Source organism: Aeromicrobium panaciterrae, from assembly GCF_039537165.1.
GTDB lineage: Bacteria > Actinomycetota > Actinomycetes > Propionibacteriales > Nocardioidaceae > Aeromicrobium > Aeromicrobium panaciterrae.
Map to the genome: position 1 here is coordinate 1,236,409 of NZ_BAAAZZ010000002.1, position 18,652 is coordinate 1,255,060.

General features: G+C 68.6%; 14 protein-coding genes and 1 other RNA gene. 6 read left to right on the plus strand and 9 right to left on the minus strand.

Annotated features, from left to right (window positions below):
* Window positions 1-4: 4 nt before the first annotated feature.
* From ABD683_RS18550 to ABD683_RS06855, 3 genes are read right to left on the minus strand one after another with little or no spacing between them, the layout of a single operon-like run.
* Window positions 5-2,674 carry a chorismate-binding protein gene (locus ABD683_RS18550; protein WP_425548488.1) on the minus strand — a complete coding sequence of 890 codons (2,670 nt, stop codon included), beginning with the start codon at window positions 2,672-2,674 and terminating at the stop codon, window positions 5-7.
* Entirely contained in the window at window positions 2,631-4,514 is a 1,884-nt protein-coding gene (locus tag ABD683_RS06850; protein ID WP_344768485.1) for a DNA polymerase III subunit gamma and tau, read from the minus strand. Before ABD683_RS06850 ends, ABD683_RS18550 begins: the two co-directional genes overlap by 44 nt.
* A 42-nt stretch (window positions 4,515-4,556) precedes the next feature.
* Window positions 4,557-5,540, minus strand: a complete 984-nt coding sequence (locus tag ABD683_RS06855; RefSeq protein ID WP_344768487.1) for an alpha/beta hydrolase — start codon at window positions 5,538-5,540, stop codon at window positions 4,557-4,559.
* Between the two features lie 125 nt (window positions 5,541-5,665).
* Here ABD683_RS06855 and ABD683_RS06860 point away from each other — a divergent pair, with 125 nt between their 5' ends.
* The 3 genes from ABD683_RS06860 to ABD683_RS06870 are packed head-to-tail and all read left to right on the plus strand — an operon-like array spanning window position 5,666 to window position 8,394.
* Window positions 5,666-6,844, plus strand: a complete 1,179-nt coding sequence (locus ABD683_RS06860) for an acyl-CoA dehydrogenase family protein (RefSeq protein ID WP_344768489.1) — start codon at window positions 5,666-5,668, stop codon at window positions 6,842-6,844.
* A gap of 1 nt (window position 6,845) precedes the next feature.
* Window positions 6,846-7,979, plus strand: coding sequence for an acyl-CoA dehydrogenase family protein (locus ABD683_RS06865; RefSeq protein WP_344768490.1), 1,134 nt, complete (start codon window positions 6,846-6,848; stop codon window positions 7,977-7,979).
* A gap of 13 nt (window positions 7,980-7,992) precedes the next feature.
* Entirely contained in the window at window positions 7,993-8,394 is a 402-nt protein-coding gene (locus ABD683_RS06870) for a YkvA family protein (protein ID WP_344768491.1), read from the plus strand.
* Here ABD683_RS06870 and ABD683_RS06875 read toward each other — a convergent pair.
* Window positions 8,391-9,050, minus strand: a complete 660-nt coding sequence (locus ABD683_RS06875; RefSeq protein ID WP_344768492.1) for a TetR family transcriptional regulator — start codon at window positions 9,048-9,050, stop codon at window positions 8,391-8,393. The genes ABD683_RS06870 and ABD683_RS06875 overlap by 4 nt on opposite strands.
* 65 nt (window positions 9,051-9,115) lie before the next feature.
* Here ABD683_RS06875 and ABD683_RS06880 point away from each other — a divergent pair, with 65 nt between their 5' ends.
* Complete coding sequence (locus tag ABD683_RS06880; RefSeq protein ID WP_344768493.1) at window positions 9,116-10,537, plus strand: MFS transporter; 1,422 nt, start codon at window positions 9,116-9,118, stop codon at window positions 10,535-10,537.
* Window positions 10,538-10,545: 8 nt separating this feature from the next.
* On the opposite strand, the gene ffs is transcribed toward ABD683_RS06880, so the two are convergent.
* An RNA gene (ffs, locus tag ABD683_RS06885) (signal recognition particle sRNA small type) lies at window positions 10,546-10,642 on the minus strand.
* A gap of 42 nt (window positions 10,643-10,684) precedes the next feature.
* A complete protein-coding gene (locus tag ABD683_RS06890) occupies window positions 10,685-11,146 on the minus strand; it encodes a peptidoglycan-binding domain-containing protein (RefSeq protein WP_344768494.1) in 462 nt (153 codons plus the stop codon).
* A 42-nt stretch (window positions 11,147-11,188) separates the two neighbouring features.
* On the opposite strand from ABD683_RS06890, the gene ABD683_RS06895 reads away from it, so the two are divergent.
* Window positions 11,189-12,412: an ArgE/DapE family deacylase gene (locus ABD683_RS06895; protein WP_344768495.1), complete on the plus strand. Its 1,224-nt coding sequence runs from the start codon at window positions 11,189-11,191 to the stop codon at window positions 12,410-12,412.
* A 56-nt stretch (window positions 12,413-12,468) separates the two neighbouring features.
* Here the strand turns inward: ABD683_RS06895 and ABD683_RS06900 are convergent, their stop codons facing one another.
* Together ABD683_RS06900 and ABD683_RS06905 are read right to left on the minus strand one after the other, a co-directional pair.
* Complete coding sequence (locus ABD683_RS06900) at window positions 12,469-13,965, minus strand: metallophosphoesterase family protein (protein ID WP_344768496.1); 1,497 nt, start codon at window positions 13,963-13,965, stop codon at window positions 12,469-12,471.
* Window positions 13,966-13,988: 23 nt separating this feature from the next.
* Window positions 13,989-16,109, minus strand: coding sequence for a HelD family protein (locus tag ABD683_RS06905; RefSeq protein ID WP_344768497.1), 2,121 nt, complete (start codon window positions 16,107-16,109; stop codon window positions 13,989-13,991).
* A 178-nt stretch (window positions 16,110-16,287) separates the two neighbouring features.
* On the opposite strand from ABD683_RS06905, the gene ABD683_RS06910 reads away from it, so the two are divergent.
* Window positions 16,288-17,898: an Ig-like domain-containing protein gene (locus tag ABD683_RS06910; protein WP_344768499.1), complete on the plus strand. Its 1,611-nt coding sequence runs from the start codon at window positions 16,288-16,290 to the stop codon at window positions 17,896-17,898.
* A 6-nt stretch (window positions 17,899-17,904) separates the two neighbouring features.
* Here the strand turns inward: ABD683_RS06910 and ABD683_RS06915 are convergent, their stop codons facing one another.
* Window positions 17,905-18,645: an enoyl-CoA hydratase-related protein gene (locus tag ABD683_RS06915; RefSeq protein WP_344768501.1), complete on the minus strand. Its 741-nt coding sequence runs from the start codon at window positions 18,643-18,645 to the stop codon at window positions 17,905-17,907.
* Between the last annotated feature and the right edge of the window lie 7 nt (window positions 18,646-18,652).

An 18,652-nucleotide genomic window follows, 5' to 3' on the forward strand; every position in this document is an offset into this window, starting at 1 on the left:
CATCCTAGTTGGCGAGGAAGGACTGGAGCATGTCGTGGCCGCGCGCCGTCAGGATGGATTCGGGATGCATCTGCACACCCTCGACGGGATGCGAGCGGTGCCGGACGCCCATGAGGATGCCTGACGCGGTGTGCGCCGTGGCCTCGAGCTCGTCCGGCAGTGTCTCGGGGTCGATGACGAGAGAGTGATAGCGCGCGCAGACCAGCGGGGTCGGCAGACCGGCATAGACGCCCTTCCCGTCGTGGTGCACCAGTGACGGCTTGCCGTGCACGATCTCGGCAGCGCGTACGACGGTGGCTCCGTAGACCTCGCCGATCGCCTGGTGGCCGAGGCACACCCCGAGAGTCGGCGTCGTCGGGCCGAGCCGGCGAATCGCCTCGATGCTGATGCCGGCCTCAGCGGGAGTGCCGGGACCGGGAGAGACGATCAGGTGGGTGAAGTCGCCGCGCTCGCGGGCAGCGACGAGCTGATCGACCGTGACGGCGTCGTTGCGGACCACCTCGGCGGTGGCACCGAGCTCACCGACGTACTGCACGAGGTTGTAGACGAACGAGTCGTAGTTGTCGATGAAGAGCACCTTCGATCGGTTGGGCGGTGAGTCCGGCACCCTTCGAGGCGCCCGATAGGTGCCTGGCTCACCGCCCAACCAGAAGGACCAGAGCTGGTCACGGAGCCACGCTGTCGTACGACCGACTCCCCATTCACCGACGCCGTCGACCGCGGTCACGGGTACGACACCGCGCAACGAGTTGGCGACGAACACCTCGGTGGCGCGTGAGACGTCGTCGAGGGTGAGTCGTCGCTGGAAGACGGGTACGCCGGCGTCGCGGAGGATCTCGATGACGCGGGCACGAGCCGTGCCGGGGAGGATGCGGTCGTCGACCGGCGGCGTGTGCACGCCGTCGTCGTGCACCACGAACACGCTGGCCCTCGCGGTCTCGAGCACGGCACCGTCGTCTGACACCAGCAGCAGGTCACGGTCGGGCGCCGCGTCGTGCTGGAGGGCACGGCGATCGGCCCACTTGTGCTGGCCGAATCCGCCGGCGATCGTGCGCGGCACCAGGCTCCAGGACTCGGCGTCGTCGTCGATCACCCGCGTCGTCATCGAGACCTTGACCTCGTCGTCGCGCGGCACGGCGTCGATGCGCAGCCGCTGACGTCCGGTCAGCCCTGCGGCCCGGCGCAGCACTGCCTCGTCGAGTCCGGCCCGGATCGTCGAGCCATAGACCGAGCGCACGCTGGCGTCGAGCCGGGCCAGGTGCGCGTCGATGTCGATCACGACGCCGTTCTCCACGAGCAGCGTGTCGTAGATGCCCCGGGCGATGTCGACGCCGGCGTCGGCGGTGTCTGCGATCTCGACCCCCGTGCGCGTCTCGGCCGGCATCGCCGCGGCCAGCTCCAGCCGTCCGCCGATCGCATCGATCAGCGGGCGCGCCTTGACGAGGCACTCGGCGTATTCACCCTCCGGCGTCGAGTCGGCCACGATGCCGCCGCCGACACCGAGCCAGATGCGTCCGCCGGCGATCTCGAACGTCCGGATCGCGACGTTCATCTCGAGCCCCGCCGAGGCGCTGACGTGGCCGATCGAACCGGTGTAGGCCTCCCGTCCGGTGGCCTCGAGCTGGTTGATGATCTCCATCGCCCGCACCTTGGGTGCTCCCGTCACCGATCCGGGAGGGAACGTCGCACGCAGCAGGTCGGAGTCGCGTACGCCGCGACCGACGTGGCCGACGACGTCGGAGACGAGGTGCCACACGGCATGTCGCTCGGCACGGGTGATCGCCGGGACACGTACGGACCCCGGGACGCTGACGCGTCCCAGGTCGTTGCGCATCAGGTCGACGATCATGATGTTCTCGGCGCGGTTCTTGGCGGAGCTGACCAGCTCGGCCGGATCGGTCTCGAGCGGGGCGGTGCCCTTGATCGGCGAGGTCAGCACCTCGTCGCCCGTGCGGCGCAGGAACAGCTCAGGTGACAGGCTCGCGATGGCACCTTCGGGGCTCGAGACGTATGCGGCGTACGCCGGCCGCAGCTCGCCGACACCGGCGCAGAACACGTCGAGCGGGTCACCGCCGAGCTCCGCCTCCAGCCGGGTGCAGAGATTGGCCTGGAAGATGTCGCCTGCCGCGATGTGCTCGAGGACGGTCCGCAGCGCGTCCTGGTGCTGCTCAGGCGTCGGTGTCATCTCGAACGTGCCCACGGCGTAGGGCTTCGCCTCCCCGGGCGGGCCGCTGAGGATCTCCTCGATCGCGGCGTCACGCCGGGCGTCGGGGCGCAGCGACTCCAGCCACCACACCCCGTCGGTGAGGCGGAGGACGTGGTCGTAGAACGCGATGCGGTGGTCGGGCTGCAGGATCCGTCGTGGCGGTATGCTCGGCAGCTCCTCGACGAGCCGGCCCAGCTGGTAGCCCCATGCCCCGATCCAGCCGCCGAAGAATCCGTCGGACTCGCTGGGTGCCAGGTCGATGCCGTCGAACGGATCTCCCGTGAGCACGTCGACGGGGTCGAACGCGATCAGCGCCTCTCCGTGGTGCCAGGCGCCCAGCAGCGCCACGAGTCGCTCTCGGTCGCGGAACCGACGCAGGACGTCGAGCGGCTCCAGGGCGATGTCGAGGCGTCGACGCGTGGCGTCAGTCGCCGTCGGACTCGCCAATGACTTTCGCCCCCAGCTCACGGCTCAACAACAGCTCGGGGTCGATGTCCTCGGCCTCGACGACCGGGTCGTCGCGGTCAGCCGATGCGTCGGGGTCGTTGTCCTCGGGCGACAGCTGCTCGCTCATCGCCTCACGGGCAGCCGCCGACGACACCACCGGCGCTGCAGGCGCCTCCGCCTCAACGGGCTCGGGCGCGGGGTCGGGAGCCGGTGCTGACGCCGACGGTCGCGCGCTCGGGTCGACGATGGCGTCGATCTGCCACGTCACGCCAAGCACCGCGTGAAGCGCCTGCTGGACGTATTCGTCGGAGCGGCTGCTGATGAACGAGTCACGCGCTCCCGGATTGACCAGGGCGATCGTCAGCGTGTTGCCGTTGAGCGCCATGACCTGCGCGTTCTGGCTCAGCATGACCCAGGCGAAGCGTCGGAGCTCACGGATCTTGTCGAGCACCTGGGGCCAGATGTTGCGCACGTCGGCGATCGTCATGGATCCGGCCGCGGAGGCCACCGGCTCAGGGGGTGGCGCGGGCGCGGCGGCCACCGGCTCGGCCGCGACCACGTCCTCGACGTCCGGCGGAACGGGCGAAGGCTCGGGCTCGGGTGCGAGCTCAGGTGCGGGCGCCGGCGCCTCGACCCGGGGGGCCGGTGCAGCCGGCGCAGGTGGTGCGACGGGTGCAGCCGGAGCACCTCCGTCGATCGACAGCCGACGCTCGAGACGGTCGAGGCGCGCCTGAAAGCCTTGCGTCGAGTTGTCGGAACCCGGCACGAGGATGCGTGCGCACATCAGCTCGAGCAGCAGCCGCGGGGCCGTGGCGCCACGGAACTCCATCAGTGCCGCGTTGACGATGTCGGCTGCGCGGGTGAGCTCTGACGGGCCGAAGCCGCTGGCCTGCGCGAGCAACCGCTCGGCACGATCACCGGGTACGTCGAGTAGCCCCGTCGAGAGCGCGTCAGGCACCGCCGAGACGATCACCAGGTCGCGCAGGCGCTGGAGGAAGTCCTCGGCGAACCGGCGGGGGTCCTGGCCCGACTCGATGATCTTGTCGACGACGCCGAACACGGTGCCGCCGTCACTGGCGGCGAACGCGTCGACCGCCTCGTCGAGCAACGAGTCGGGGGTGTAGCCGAGCAGCTGGACGGCGATGTCGTAGGTGACTCCCTCAGGCCCGGCACCGCCGAGCAGCTGGTCGAGGACGCTCAGGGTGTCTCGTACGGAGCCCTGGCCGGCACGCACCACCAGCGGCAGCGCCGCCGGCTCGAGCGTGACGCCCTCGGCGGTGCACAGCTCCATGAGGTAGTCGCCGAGGATCTTGGGCGGGACCAGCCGGAACGGATAGTGGTGGGTGCGCGACTTGATCGTGCCGATGACCTTGTCGGGCTCGGTCGTCGCGAAGATGAACTTGAGGTGCGGCGGCGGCTCCTCGACCAGCTTGAGCAGCGCGTTGAAGCCCTGCGGCGAGACCATGTGGGCCTCGTCGATGATGTAGACCTTGTAGCGGCTGCTGACCGGAGCGAAGAACGCCCGCTCGCGCAGGTCACGGGCGTCGTCGACACCGCCGTGGCTCGCCGCGTCGATCTCGATGACGTCGATGCTGCCGGGCCCGCCACGGGCGAGGTCCTTGCAGCTCTGGCACTCACCGCACGGCTCGGCGACCGGCGCCTTCTCGCAGTTCATCGCACGGGCGAGGATGCGCGCGCTGGTGGTCTTGCCGCAGCCGCGCGGTCCCGAGAAGAGGTAGGCGTGATTGACCTTGTTGGCGGCCAGCGCGTGCCGCAGGGGCTCGGTGACATGGTCCTGCCCGATCACCTCGGCGAACGTCTCCGGCCGGTAGCGGCGATAGAGAGCAAGGGGGGCATCCACGTCGTGAACTCTATAGACCCCGTACGACCGTGACGACCCCGATCAGGAGATCAGCGAGGTGTGGTGGAGCCACGCGTCGACCGCCGCGTACGCCGCCTTGCGCGGACCCTCCCTGGAGATGAACACGTCGTGCTTCGCGCCCTCGATCGGCAGCGAGGTCAGCGAGCCGCCGAGGCAGCCGGCCCAGCGCGCGATCTGCTTGACGTCGAGGACCGCGTCGGCCTCGTCGACGGCTTCGTTCCACGTACGGGCGAACACCGTCCTGGAAGAGCGCAGCACCAGTGACGGGATGCCGACGTCGAGGCCCTTGTGCAGCTCGGCGTGGCCGCGGCGGATCGCGGTGAGCCAGCCGAACGTGACGGGAAACCCGTCGAGCGGCTTGTAGGTGGTGTTGAACTCCCACTCGCCGTACGCACTGACATGGAGGCTGCTGCCGTACGCGTTGCTCGGCGGCAGGTTGATCGGTGTCGTCGGCTTGACCTTGGCCACCCAGGCGATCGCCTTGGTGCCGACCGATCGCATCCACGCCTTGCCCTGCAGGTCGAACCACGGGCTGTTGAGCACCATGCCGACGATGCCGGCAGCGGCGACGCCGCCCGGCTTCTGGTTGAGCCGGTTGAGCCAGAGCGGGAGGATCAGTCCGCCGGTCGAGTGGGCCGCGAGCACGACCGGCTTGCCACCGGTCTCGTCCTTGACGACCTCGAGGGCGCGACCGAGCTCCGCGTCGTACATCGCGAGGTCGGAGACGTAGTGCCCGGTCTGGCCCTCGTGCCGCGAACGGCCGCACTTGCGCAGGTCGAGGGCGTAGAACGCGAAGCCGCGATCGGTGAAGAAGTCGGCGAGCTCGGTCTGGAAGAAGTAGTCGCTGAATCCGTGGACGTAGATCACGGCGCCGGTGGTGTCGGCCGGTGGCGTGCGGCGTACGAGGGTCGCGTCGATGCTTCCCTCGCCGTCAGGGTCGGCTCCGAGCGGGATCGTCAGCTGCTCGTATCCTTCTCCCAGGTCGTCAGGGATCCAGTCAGTCATGCATTCCTCCTGCTGTGCGCGCGGATCGACCCGCCCACCAAAACGTACTCTGGGTATCGGGCGACGCGTACGCTGTCCCTACAATAAAGTTGCACTTGCAGTGAAGAAAGTTACAGGAGCCGAGCATGAGACTTCAGCTGTCCGACGAGGACGTCGCATTCCGCCAGGAGATGCGCGAGTTCTTCACGACCAAGATCCCGCAGTCGATCCGTGACAAGGTCGCCGCCCGTCGCGAGCTGAGCAGGGACGACATCGTCGCGTCGCAGCAGGCCATGAACGCCGCCGGCATCGCCGTGCCCAACTGGCCGGTCGAGTGGGGCGGCAAGGACTGGACTCCGCTGCAGCGCCACATCTGGCACGAGGAGATGCAGCTCGCCAACGTGATGCCGCCGCTGGCGTTCAACGCCTCGATGGTCGGCCCCGTGATCGCCGCGTTCGGCTCGCAGGAGATCAAGGAACGCTTCCTCGCCAAGACGGCCAACCTCGACATCTGGTGGTCGCAGGGCTTCTCCGAGCCCGACGCCGGCTCCGACCTGGCATCGCTGCGTACGACCGCCGTCAGGGAGGGCGATGAATACGTCGTCAACGGCCAGAAGACGTGGACGACCCTGGGTCAGTACGGCGACTGGATCTTCATGCTGGTCCGCACCGACCCGGAGGCCAAGAAGCAGGCCGGCATCTCGTTCCTGCTGATCGACATGACGTCCCCCGGCGTCACGGTCCGCCCGATCGAGCTGATCGACGGCAGCTTCGAGGTCAACGAGGTCTTCTTCGACAACGTACGCGTACCCGTCGACAACCTCGTCGGCGAGGAGAACAAGGGGTGGGACTACGCGAAGTTCCTGCTCGGCAACGAGCGCGTCGGCGTCGCACCGGTCGGCTCGGTCAAGCGCTCATTGGCCACGGCCAAGGAGTACGCCAAGACGGCCGGACCCGGTGGCACGTCGCTGCTCGACGACCCGATGTTCGCGTCGCAGTTCACCGACCTGGAGAACGAGCTGCTCGCCCTCGAGCTGACCGCACTGCGCGTCGTCGCCCACTCCGCCGACGGGAAACCACACCCGGCCTCGTCGGTGCTCAAGCTGCGCGGCACCGAGCTGCAGCAGGCCGTGACCGAGCTCTGGGTCGACATGGGAGGCCCTGCCTCGTTGGCCTCCGGCGCCGGCGAGGAGTCCGACATCCCCGACTGGAACAAGGTGTCGACCCCGACCTACCTCAACTTCCGCAAGGCCTCGATCTATGGCGGGTCCAACGAGGTGCAACGACAGATCATCGCCGGCACGATCCTGGGACTGAGGGGCTGACATGGACTTCACACTTGATGCAGAGCAGGTAGCACTGCGCGACGCGGTTCGCGGACTGCTGGGCAAGTCGTACGACTCGACGGAGACCCGTCGCGCCGTGACGAAGCAGGATCCGGGCTGGGACGAGAAGACCTGGTCCCAGCTCGCCGAGATGGGCGCACTGGGCCTGCCGTTCGCCGAGGCCGACGGCGGCATGGGCGCCGGGCCGGTCGAGGTGTCGATCGTCGCCGAGGAGATCGGGCGGGTCATCGCGCCCGAGCCGTACGTCGAGGCCGTCGTGCTGGCCGGTGGCCTGGTGGCTGCCGTCGGCAGCGATGAGCAGCGTGCCGAGATCCTGGGCGCCCTGTCGGAAGGCACGCTGGTTCCCGTGTTCGCGCACAACGAGCCGGGCCAGCGCTACAGCGAGTCGGCCGCGGGCGTCACGGCGACCAGGAGCGGCGACGGCTGGACGCTGACCGGCGTCAAGGAACCCGTCATCGGCGGCGCTCGCGCCGACCTGCTGATCGTGAGCGCCGCCGTCGACAGTGGCGTGGGGCTGTTTCTCGTCCAGCCCGACGCGTCCGGCCTGACGCGTGACGGCTACGCGACGTTCGAGGGTGGTCGCGCCGCGCGCATCGGCCTCGCAGACACTCCCGCCATCGCCCTCGGTGACGGCGGCGACCAGTCCGCAGCGATCGCCACGGTCATCGCCGAGGCGCAGATCGCGTACGGCCACGAGTCTCTCGGTGCCATGCAGACGGCGCTGGAGCTGACGACGGAGTACCTCAAGACCCGCAAGCAGTTCGGCGTACCACTGGCGACGTTCCAGGCGCTGACGTTCCGGGCCGCTGACATGTACGTCGAGCTCGAGCTCGCCCGCAGCACCGTCACCTGGGCGACGCTGGTGCTCCTGGATGGCGGCGACGCCCTCGAGGCTGCATCCCGGGCCAAGCTGCAGGTCAGCAAGGCTGGCCGTCACATCGGCAAGGAGGCGATCCAGCTGCACGGCGGCATCGGCATGACGGCCGAGTACAGCGTGGGTCACTTCACCAGCCGCCTCACCGCGATCGACCACACGCTCGGCGACGGCCGCCACCACCTGGCCAGGCTGGCGGAGACGCTCGAGGACCACGAGTTCATCGAGCCCCTGCCCTAAGGCCATGTCCTAGATGCTCGACAAGCTCCTGGTCGCGGCGGGCATCGCCGTGGCCCTGTGGGGTGTCAGCTGCCTGCTCATGGTGGTCTTCGCCCGTCGGCTGCCGGACGGCCTGCTGCGTCAGGTCGCCGAGTTCCTGCCGTCCTGCGTGACGACCGCGCGTGCGCTGCGCAAGCATCCCGAGGTGCCGCGCAGCGCGAAGGTCGCGATGCTCGTCGCGATCGTCTGGGTCATCTCGCCGATCGACCTGCTGCCGGAGTTCCTGCCGGTCATCGGTCCGCTCGACGACGTCGTGGCCGTCGTGCTGCTGCTGCGCTTCGCGGCTCGCCGCGTCCCCCGCGACGTCCTCCTCGACGCCTGGCCCACTGACCCTCGACTCCTCGAGAAGCTCCTCGGGTCGCCGAGGACGCCCTAGACGAGGGCCCGGGCCTGCGCCATGACACCGGCGACGAAGATGTCGATCGCGCTGCCGTAGTAGTCGTCGGAGTCTGCGCAGTCGACCATCGCGGGAGCTGCGGCACGTACACGCGGGTAGCGGTCCTCCGGCAACGACTGCAACAGAGCCAGCTTGGCTTCGTGCGCCTCGGCGCGTTCGGTCGGCTTGACCGTGGTCTCTGCACCGGGCTCACCCGTCACCAGGGTCATGGCGATCATCAGCGCATAGTGGGCGACGGCTGCCGCCCGGTCGGTGTCGAAGCCGGCGAGGCCGAGCTTGTCGAGTGTCTTTTCGGTCAGCTCGAGACCTGTCTCGGTCACCATGATTCGGCTGGGTACGAGCGGTGTCGCGTTGGGATGCGCGCGCATGGCATCCACCAATGAAGTCATCGCCTCGCGGAGGTAGTCCTCGAGCTCCAGATCGTCGTCGGGCGGGTGCAGTCCGGCGATGACCGCGTCGCCAACGGCTCCGAGCAAGGCGTCCTTGTTGGAGAAGTGCCAGTAGAGCGCCATCGGTGTCACACCGAACTCGTCGGCAACCTTGCGGACCGTCAGGGCAGCGAGGCCCTGCTCGTCGACGATGCGCAGAGCGCTCGCGACGACGGCGTCCGGGTTGAGAGAAATCTTGGCCTTCACGTTGACAACTATACGTCATATATGTTCCCTTTACATCGTACATTTACAACGTAAAGGAGACGGTCATGAACGACCGCAGAAACATCTGGGCTCTGGTGGCCGTGGCGCTCGCGACCTTCATGACCTACCTCGACAACAACATCATCAACGTCGCGATCCCCGTCATCGAGCGGGAGCTGCACCTCACCACGGCGGGCATGGAGTGGATCGTCAGCTCCTACATCCTGACGTTCGCCGGACTGATGCTGATCGGCGGACGGATGGCCGACCTGTTCGGTCGTCGCCGGCTGTTCCTGATCGGGCTGGCGGTCTTCACGCTGGCCTCGCTCGCGGCCGGACTCTCCGGTGACGTCGGCTCGCTGATCGCGAGCCGGGCCGTCCAGGGCGTCGGCGCGGCGCTCCTGACCCCCACGACGCTGGCCATCATCTCGGCAACCTTCCCCGACAAGCGCGACCGCAACGTCGCGATCGGCATCTGGGGCGCCGTCGGCGCCCTGGCCCTCGCCGCCGGACCGCTGCTCGGCGGACTGCTCAGTGAGCACGTCGCCTGGGAATGGATCTTCTTCATCAACGTCCCACTCGGCCTCGTGACGGCAGGCATCGCGATCTGGGCGATCGACGAGTCGCGCGACCCCGTCGAGCGACGCCTCGACGTCCGCGGCCTGGTCACCTCGACGCTGGCACTCACCGCCCTCACGTACGCCCTGATCGAGGGCACGTCGCAGGGATGGGGCTCGGGCGTCATCCTGACGTCGTTCGCCGTCGTCGCGGTCTCGGCAGCATCGTTCGTCGCGATCGAACGTACGACGATCGATCCGATGGTCGACCTGGCGCTGTTCCGCAACCGCGTCTTCACCGGCGCCGTCACGGCCAGCATGCTCTGGGCGTTCGGACTGTTCGGCATCTACTTCTTCACCTCGCTCTACATCCAGGGCGTGCTGGGGTTCTCGCCGACCAAGGCCGGCCTGACGTTCGTCCCGATGGCACTGTGCATGGCGGTCTCGGCCGCGATGTCGGAGTCGGTGGCTCGCCGGTTCGGCGCCTACCGCTCGGTCAGCGCCGGCATGGCTGTCATGGGCCTGGGCATCGCCTCGGTCATGCTCTTCGGCCAGGACGCGTCGATGGCCGACCTGATGCCGAGCTTCATCGCGATCGGCATCGGCGGCGGCATGACGATCCCGCTCACCGCGGCCGCGCTCAGCGTCATGCCGCAGGACCAGGCGGGCGTCGCCTCAGGTGTCCTCAACACCTCACGCGAGCTGGCCGGCCTGCTCGGCATCACGATCATCGGCGTCATCCTCTCGACGCGTCAGGACTCGCTGATCGAGGCGGGCAAGGCGCCCGTCGAGGCGTTCCTGGGCGGCTACCAGCTGGGGCTCATCGTGGCCGGCCTGCTGGTGATCGCCGGTGGCATCGCCTCGTGGGTGGCGCTTCGCCGGGCCGAGTCGGAGCCGGTCGTCGACGAGGACGTGCTGGTCGGCGTCTGAGCTGTGGCATGAAGGACCCCTCGCGCACCCGACAGAGCTCACTGACCCTTGCTGCCTTCCGGCCCTGGGGGAGTTGGGTGATGTGTCGCCGCGCGAGGGGCTTCGTCCATCATACGGAGGCGACGGGGCAGGTCCCAACTCAGGGACTCAGTGCGACAGCAGCAGGTTGAGCTGGTTCCAGGTCTGTTCGCCGACGAGTCCGTCGACCGTGAGGTCGTACGTGGTCTGGAACGCCTTCACCGCGTCACGGGTGACTGGGCCGAAGTCGCCGTCCTCAGGGATGCACGACGAGCCGTCACCCACGCCGTTGATCATCGACTGGAGCTCCTGCACCTCCTTCATGTGGTGGCCACGGGTGGCGGTCGACAGGTCGTGGCCCGGGAACAGCCGCAGCGGTTCCTCGAGGAACCTGCAGTGCCGGCCAGCGGTCGAGAGCGTCTTGGGCTTGGCGGCGGATTCGGTTGTCGCCGCCGTGGTCGGTGTCGGCGTCGGTGTGGACGTGGCCGCGACGGTCGTGGTCGGCGCGGAATCGGTCGGCGTACCGTCACCGCCATGACAGGCGGACACGGCGAGCATGGTCAACAGCGCTGCAACGACGGCACGTTTCATGCCGCTGATGCTAGTGGTGGAGCGGGGACTAGCGTCGCCTCCATGGACATCGACGTCGACCTGATCCGCCGCGACCTGGCCCAGCTCGTCAACATCCCGAGCGTCGGCGGGTCCGATGCCGAGATCGCCGCGCAGCGCTGGACCGCCGCGACGCTCACCGGGCTCGGCCTCGAGGTCGACCAGTGGCGCCTCGATCTCGACGAGCTCCGCGCCGACGCCGACTATCCCGGCGAGGAGGTCGACCGCGACGAGGCGTGGGGTTGCGTCGGCGTCTCCGGCCCCGGCACGCCTGCCCTGATCCTCAACGGACACGTCGACGTCGTACCTCCCGGCGATGCCGAGTCGTGGACCGGTGGCGACCCGTGGCACATCCGTGAGGACGACGGTCGCTGGTACGGCCGAGGTGTCTGCGACATGAAGGGCGGCGTCGTCGCGATCATCGCCGCGGCTCGCGCCGTCAGTGGCCTGACGCTGCGCCGCCCGTACGCGGTCCACACCGTGATCGGCGAGGAGGACGGCGGCCTCGGTACGTTCGCCACCCTTCGACGTGGTCACACCGGCGACGCCTGCGTGATCGCCGAGCCGACCGACCAGCAGATCGTGTCGGCCAACGGCGGCTCGCTGACGTTCCAGATCGTGGTGCAGGGTCGCTCGACGCACGGCTCGATGCGCGCGGCCGGGCACAGCGCGATCGACGCGTTCGAGGTGCTCAACCGCGCGCTCCGTGAGCTCGAGACCGTACGCAATGCCACTCCGCCCCCGCCGTTCGGCGAGCTGCCCTGGCCCATCAGCATCGGCATCCTGCATGCCGGCGACTGGGCCAGCACGGTCCCGGATCGGCTCGTGGCCGAGGGACGCTACGGGGTCATGCCGGGCGAGTCGTTCGGCGACGCCAAGCGGGCCTTCGAGCAGGCGCTCGCCGCCGCGTGCGCCACCGACCCGTGGCTCGCAGAAGCGCCACCCACGGTCACCTGGCCAGGTGGTCACTTCGCCGCCGGCACCCTGCCACCCGGTCACGCGTTCGGCGACGAGGTCGTCGCCGCGGTCGCCAGCAGCGGCGCGCCCTCTCCCCGCCTGGTCGGCGCTCCGTACGGCTCCGACCTGCGGCAGTACGCGGCCGCGGGCATCCCCACGGTGCAGTACGGACCCGGCGACATCGTCGAGGCACACGCGATCGACGAGGGCGTGCTGATCGACGAGGTGGTGGCGTGTGCCCGCGCGTACGCCGAGCTCATCGTCGCCCGCTGTTCAGCCACCCAGATTTGATGGATTTTGGCCCGTCGAGCCCGTCGGAACGGGCCCAAATCCATCAAATCTGGGGGTTAGTTCCTGGTTGACGCGTGGACGGGTATGTACTCGGCGACCGTGATGAGGCCGCCCGGCTCGAACGTCACCGGCTGCAGGCCGACTGGCGCGCCGTCCTTGAACGTGACGATCGTGACCTGGGCCGAGCGGCGCAGCTTGCTGCCGAGCGCGAACGCATAGACCGCCCCGCCGGTCGAACCCGTCGTCAGGGTCACGGTGGGCCGGCCGTTCACCCCCGGCACCACGACGGGTCCGACCTGCCGGTGCAGGTGACCCGACAGGATCAGGTCGGCACAGCCGGACTTCGCGGCTTCCTTGGCCGATGAGGGACTGTGCACCGCGATCACATTGACGTTGCCGTCGTCGCACGCGGCCTGGGTGAGCTTGGTGTCCTGCGCGCGGATCGCCGCGATGTTGTCGGACTCATTGCCGCTGTAGCCCGCTGTCAGGCCTGAGCTCCGCGGATCGCTGCTGCCGAGGAAACGGATGCCATCGACCGTGACGGGCTCACCGTCGAGGACCGTGAAGTCCTTGTCCTCCATCTGCTTGCGGATCGTCGGTCCCGTGTCATGGTTGCCGGCGACCGAGACGACGTCGAAGCCGCGGAACTCGCGCGCCAGCGAGTTGATGCTGAACGTCTCCCAGCTCTGGCCGCTCGACGTGTCGTCGCCGAGGTCGATCAACATGGTCGCTTGCGCCTGCTCCGCGACCGCCCGTGCCACCGGATCCATGCCGATGTTGTCGTGCCGGTCGGTGACGACGAGTGCCGTGGTCTCACCCTCGAGCGGCGTGCGGACGATCACCGACCTCGCCTGGTCCGCCAGCGCGCCGTAGAACTTCACCGAGTCCTGATATGTCGACAAAGCGCCTTCGACGATTGCCTTGCTGCCGCTGGTCGTCGCGCCTTCGGCGATCTCGAGCTTGTCGAGCACCGGATCGGCAGGGATCAATGGAAACACCGTGCCGATCGGCACCCAGGAGCCGTCGTCGGATCGCGGGCGCTCGGGAGCCGCGACGAGGACGAGACCGGCCATGGTGGTCACGGCGACGCCTGCCGCGACGAGCTTCTGCCGTCGATCAGGGTGTCGGGCCATGGCCCACAGCGCCCTCCGTCGACCTTGTCCGATCGCCTTCCAGCCGAGGATCGCGATCAGCAGGGCCAGCATCGCGGTGCCGAGTCCGCGCAGGATCGCGTCGACGCCCATCGAGATGATCGTGGACCGTACGGTCGCGATCTCGCCCTGGGGCTGCGAGGCGATGACCGCGTCGCGGGCCACCAGCTGGTTGAGGTCGGACACGTCGCTGTCGCCGAGACGGATGTTGACGCCGAGGCCGAGGGGTGCCTCGGCGGGCAGCCGTACCTGCGGGAGCACCGGGCCGAAGTCGATGCGGGCGTACGTGCCGAAGTCGGGCTGCACCGTGGCCTCGTGGGCACCGATGACGATCGACCGCTCACTGTGGATGAACGTCGTGTAGGCAGTCGGAACCGCGACGCCGATCGCGAGCAGCGCCAACAGCAGGGCCTTGAGCGAGCGGGTCAGGCGATCCGCTCCCGCCAGCGGTCGGTCGTGCCGACCGTCGTGAGCAGCTGCGTCGCGCGGGTCAGCACGACATACAGCGTGCGCCAGCCGGCTGACGCCTCGTCGGTGATCGCATCGGGCTCGGCGACGACGACTCCGTCGAACTCAAGGCCCTTGGTGTCGAGTCCGTCGAGCAGTCGCAGGCGGCCACCGTGCTCCTCGAGCAGGTCGGCAAGCTCACCGCCCAGCCGGTCGAGATCGGCGCGGGGCGCCACGACCGCCACGGTGCCCTCGACGCGGTCGAGGATCTCGTCGATGCTCGTACGCAGCTGTGCCACGAGCTCGGACGCTCCGACGACGAGGTGCTGCGGCAGCTCGCCGGTGCGCCGGACCGCGTCGGCGAGGTCGGGGTCCTTGACGCCGACGACGGCGACCTTGGCCGCGAGGTCATAGATCTCGGCAGAGTTGCGGTAGTTGGTCGAGAGGCGGAACGCGTGCTCGGGCTTGCCCTCGAGCGCGGCCTTGCGGGCGGCCTCGGACTCGCGCGGGTGCGGCCAGGACGACTGCGCCTGGTCGCCCACGATCGTCCAGCTGGCATGCCGGCCGCGTCGGCCGAGCATCCGCCACTGCATCGGCGAGAGGTCCTGCGCCTCGTCGACCAGTACGTGCGCGAACCCGTCGTCCTCGATGCTGCGGGTCGCCCGGTAGCGGTCGTCGCGTTCTTCGCGCTCGCGGCGCTCGAAGCTCATGAGCTGCTTGGGCCCGTCGTCCTCATCGTCGCCTGCGTCAGGGATCTCGCCGATGACGTAGCGGAGCTCGTCGATCAGGGGGATGTCCTCGATGCTGGGCTCGCCGCCGGCCCACGACTCCTTGAGCGCGGCGAGCTCCTCGGTGTTGAACGTGCCATGGCCCAGCGTGTCGATCACGTCGGGCAGCGTGCGCCAGACCTCGATCGGGTCGACCGGTGGCCACCAGTCCTCGACGAACTCGACGAAGCGGTCGTCGGTCGTCACGGTCTCGACGAACTCCGCCTCGCCCTTCTCGAGCGCACGCTCACCGGCGACCTGACGCCACAGCGCGTTGACGATCGCGGCGGGCGCCTTGTCGTACGCCCGGTTGCGCTTGGCACCCGACAACAGCTGACGGCGGATGCGATCGAGCTCGGCCGAGTCGAGGCGAAGCACGTCGTCCTTGTAGAAGTAGCGAAGCTCGGTCGGCGTGCCGGGGAGTGGTGCGGCGGCGGCCCGGCCGATGAACGCGGTCATCCGCGACGAGCCCTTGGCGGCGGCCGCAACCGGCTCGTCGTGGCGCTCCGCGCGGAGCCCGTCGACGACCTCGCCGAGCGACCGCAGCGTCACACTGGTCTCACCGAGGCTCGGGAGCACGCGCTCGATGTAGTTCATGAACACCGACGACGGACCGACCACGAGCACACCGCCGGACTCGAAGCGCCGGCGATCGGTGTAGAGGAGATAGGCAGCGCGGTGCAACGCGACAACCGTCTTGCCGGTGCCGGGTCCGCCGCCGATCGTCGTGGCGCCACGACTGGGAGCGCGGATGGCTTCGTCCTGCTCCTTCTGGATCGTGGCGACGACCGAGTGCATCGAGCTGTCACGGGCACGGCTCAGGCTGGCGAGCAGTGCACCCTCGCCGACGATGACCAAGTCGTCTGCGGCATTGTCGGCATCGAGCAGGTCGTCCTCGACGCCGATGACCTTTTCTCCGGCGCAACGCAGCACGCGGCGGCGTACGACTCCAGCCGGGTCCTGGGCCGTCGCCTGGTAGAACACCGCGGCGGCGGGGGCACGCCAGTCGACGACGATGATGTCGCGGTTTTCGTCGCGTACGCCGATGCGGCCGATGTAGCGGGACTCACCGTCGAGCAGGTTGAGCCGGCCGAACACCAGCCCGTCGTGGGCGGCATTGAGTGCCGCGATGCGCTTGGACGCCTGGAACACCATGGCGTCGCGCTCGACCAGGCCGCCCTCATGGCCGATGTGGCCGCGCGCATATCCCTCGGCGACCAGCGCCTGCGCCACCTGGCCCGAGGCCTCGAGCCGTTCGTAGACGTTGTCGACGTAGGCCTGTTCGGCGGCGATCTCTTGCTGTGCGATGTGCGCAGCGTTCTGATCAGTCACCCGACTCCTTCGCCCGTTTGTCGAACTCATAAGTCTAGGCGAGGTCTGATCTATTCCGCAGGCGGCTCCCACGTGGCGGACGTCGTCCATTTCTCCCTGCGAATGCAGTCAATGACTTGCCACTACGTGCTCGACGGCGGATAGTTTTCGTGAACACCGGTCCAAGGGGAGGACTCCGATGATCACGAAGAGCGATCTGATCGCAGTTCTGCTTGTGATCGCCGTCGTTCTCGGGCTGACGTCCCTTCCGGCGCTCTCCGACGAGCCAGTGGACGCGCAGTCACCTGCGCAGCTCGTCCCGCAGGAATCGACGGCCAGCCAGGACCCGGCCCCGCAGGCTACCGAGGACCAGGGATCCACGCCGGTCGGACCCGCCGAGTCCCCGACCGATGAAGGGACGCCGTCAACGCAACCAGAGGAGCCGCTTGCGGTGCACCCGCGAAGCGAGCTGCGCCGGGCTGCCGTCTCGGTTCTTGACCTCGATGCTCCGACCGTGACTGGAGTGTCGCCGTCCTCCGGCACGGCCGGCACCTCGGTGACCATCAACGGCACCCTGCTCCTGGGATGTTCGGGGCCCCTCCCGGTCTTCCACTTCGGTGACGTCGATGTCGCATTTGGCGACCCCGGCTACCCCGCCGGGATGTCAGACACGCAAGCAATCGTCACTGCCCCACCACACGCCCTCGGCACCGTCGACATCACCGTGACCAATCAATGCAACCTGACCAGCCCGGTCAGCCCGACCGCCAAGTTCACCTACGCCGGCCCAGCGGTGACCCAGGTGTCACCGTCCTCCGGCACGGCCGGCACCTCGGTGACCATCAACGGCACCCTGCTCCTGGGATGTTCGGGGCCCCTCCCGGTCTTCCACTTCGGTGACGTCGATGTCGCATTTGGCGACCCCGGCTACCCCGCCGGGATGTCAGACACGCAAGCAATCGTCACTGCCCCACCACACGCCCTCGGCACCGTCGACATCACCGTGACCAATCAATGCAACCTGACCAGCCCGGTCAGCCCGACCGCCAAGTTCACCTACGCCGCGCCGACGGTCGCCACAGACGACCTCTACTCAACTCCCGATGGTCAGCTGCTCACCATCTCCGCACCCGGAGTCCTGGGCAACGACACTGCAGGAGCCACCACCGCAGCACTGGTCGACGACGCCACCGATGGCACCCTCGTCTTGGCGGCCGACGGATCATTCACGTACGAACCCGATGCCGGATTCACGGGCACCGACACGTTCACCTACACCGCCGGCGGACCCGGCGGAACCTCCACACCCGCGACCGTCACGATCACCGTGGTCCCAGTGCCGCCCAACGCCGTGGGTGACAACTACTCAACTCCGACTGGCCAACCGCTCCATGTGGCCGCTCCCGGCGTGCTCGCCAACGACACCCACGCCACGAGCTCCACGTTGGTCAGCGATGTCTCACACGGCACCCTCACGCTCGGCTCCGACGGATCGTTCACCTACACATCGGCAGCTGGATTCGTCGGAACCGACTCATTCACCTACACGATTGCGGTGCCAGATCCTCGTCGCCATGCGCTGGTGGCTGCCGCCGATCTCCCCAGCGAGACTGCCGTGGTGAGCCTCTCGGTCACCGATGGGACCAGTCCGGTCAACGATCCAGGCGATCGCGGCGATGTCGGCGACATGTCGGATCAGGCGCTCCCGGACACTGGCTCGTCACGGGCAGCCGGCCTGTTGATGCTCGCGCTCTTGCTGATCATGTGCGGCGCCCTGGTCATTGGTCGATCTCGTCGCAGAGACGCCTAGCGAGGGCTACCTGCCGAGGAACGCCGACATGGCCTCGCGGGCCTCGTCGCTGCCGAACAGCTCGGCCGACTGCGCGGCGACCTGCTCACCCAGGGCATCGATGCGGGCGACCAGGTCGTGGTTGAGGAGCTTCTTGGACTCGCGGAGCCCCTGCGGGTAGCCCTTGACCAGGTCTGCCAAGACCAGTGCGACGTCGCCCTGGAGCTCGGCGTCGGGAACCGCACGGGTGATCAGGCCGACACGTGCTGCTTCGGCGGCGTCGAACTTGCGGGCCGTGAGGAACAGGTCTGCGGCTGCGCGGTCGGTGAACCGCGGCAGCAGCGACAGCGAGATGACGGCCGCCGCGAGACCCAGGCGTACCTCCGTCAGCTGGAACGTCACCGACTCGGCGGCGATCACGATGTCGGCAGCACCGACGATGCCGAGGCCGCCCGCGCGAACGGGTCCACCGAGCTCGACGACGACCGGCTTGTCGAGCGTCGCGATCTGACGCTGCAGGGTGACGATCGCCTTGGCACCCTCCACCATCCCACCGCTCGCAGCCTCCGAAAGATCCGCGCCGGAGCAGAACACCGTGCCGGCCGAACGAACCAGCACCGCCTTGACGGCGTCGTCGTCGCCCGCCGTCGCCAGGTGCGCCGTGAGCTCGGTGACGAGCTGGCGGCTCAGCGCGTTGCGATTGTGGTCGCTGTCGAGCGTGATCGTGGCGACCTGATCGGCAACATCGAGGTGTACGAGCTCAGTCATGGTGCTC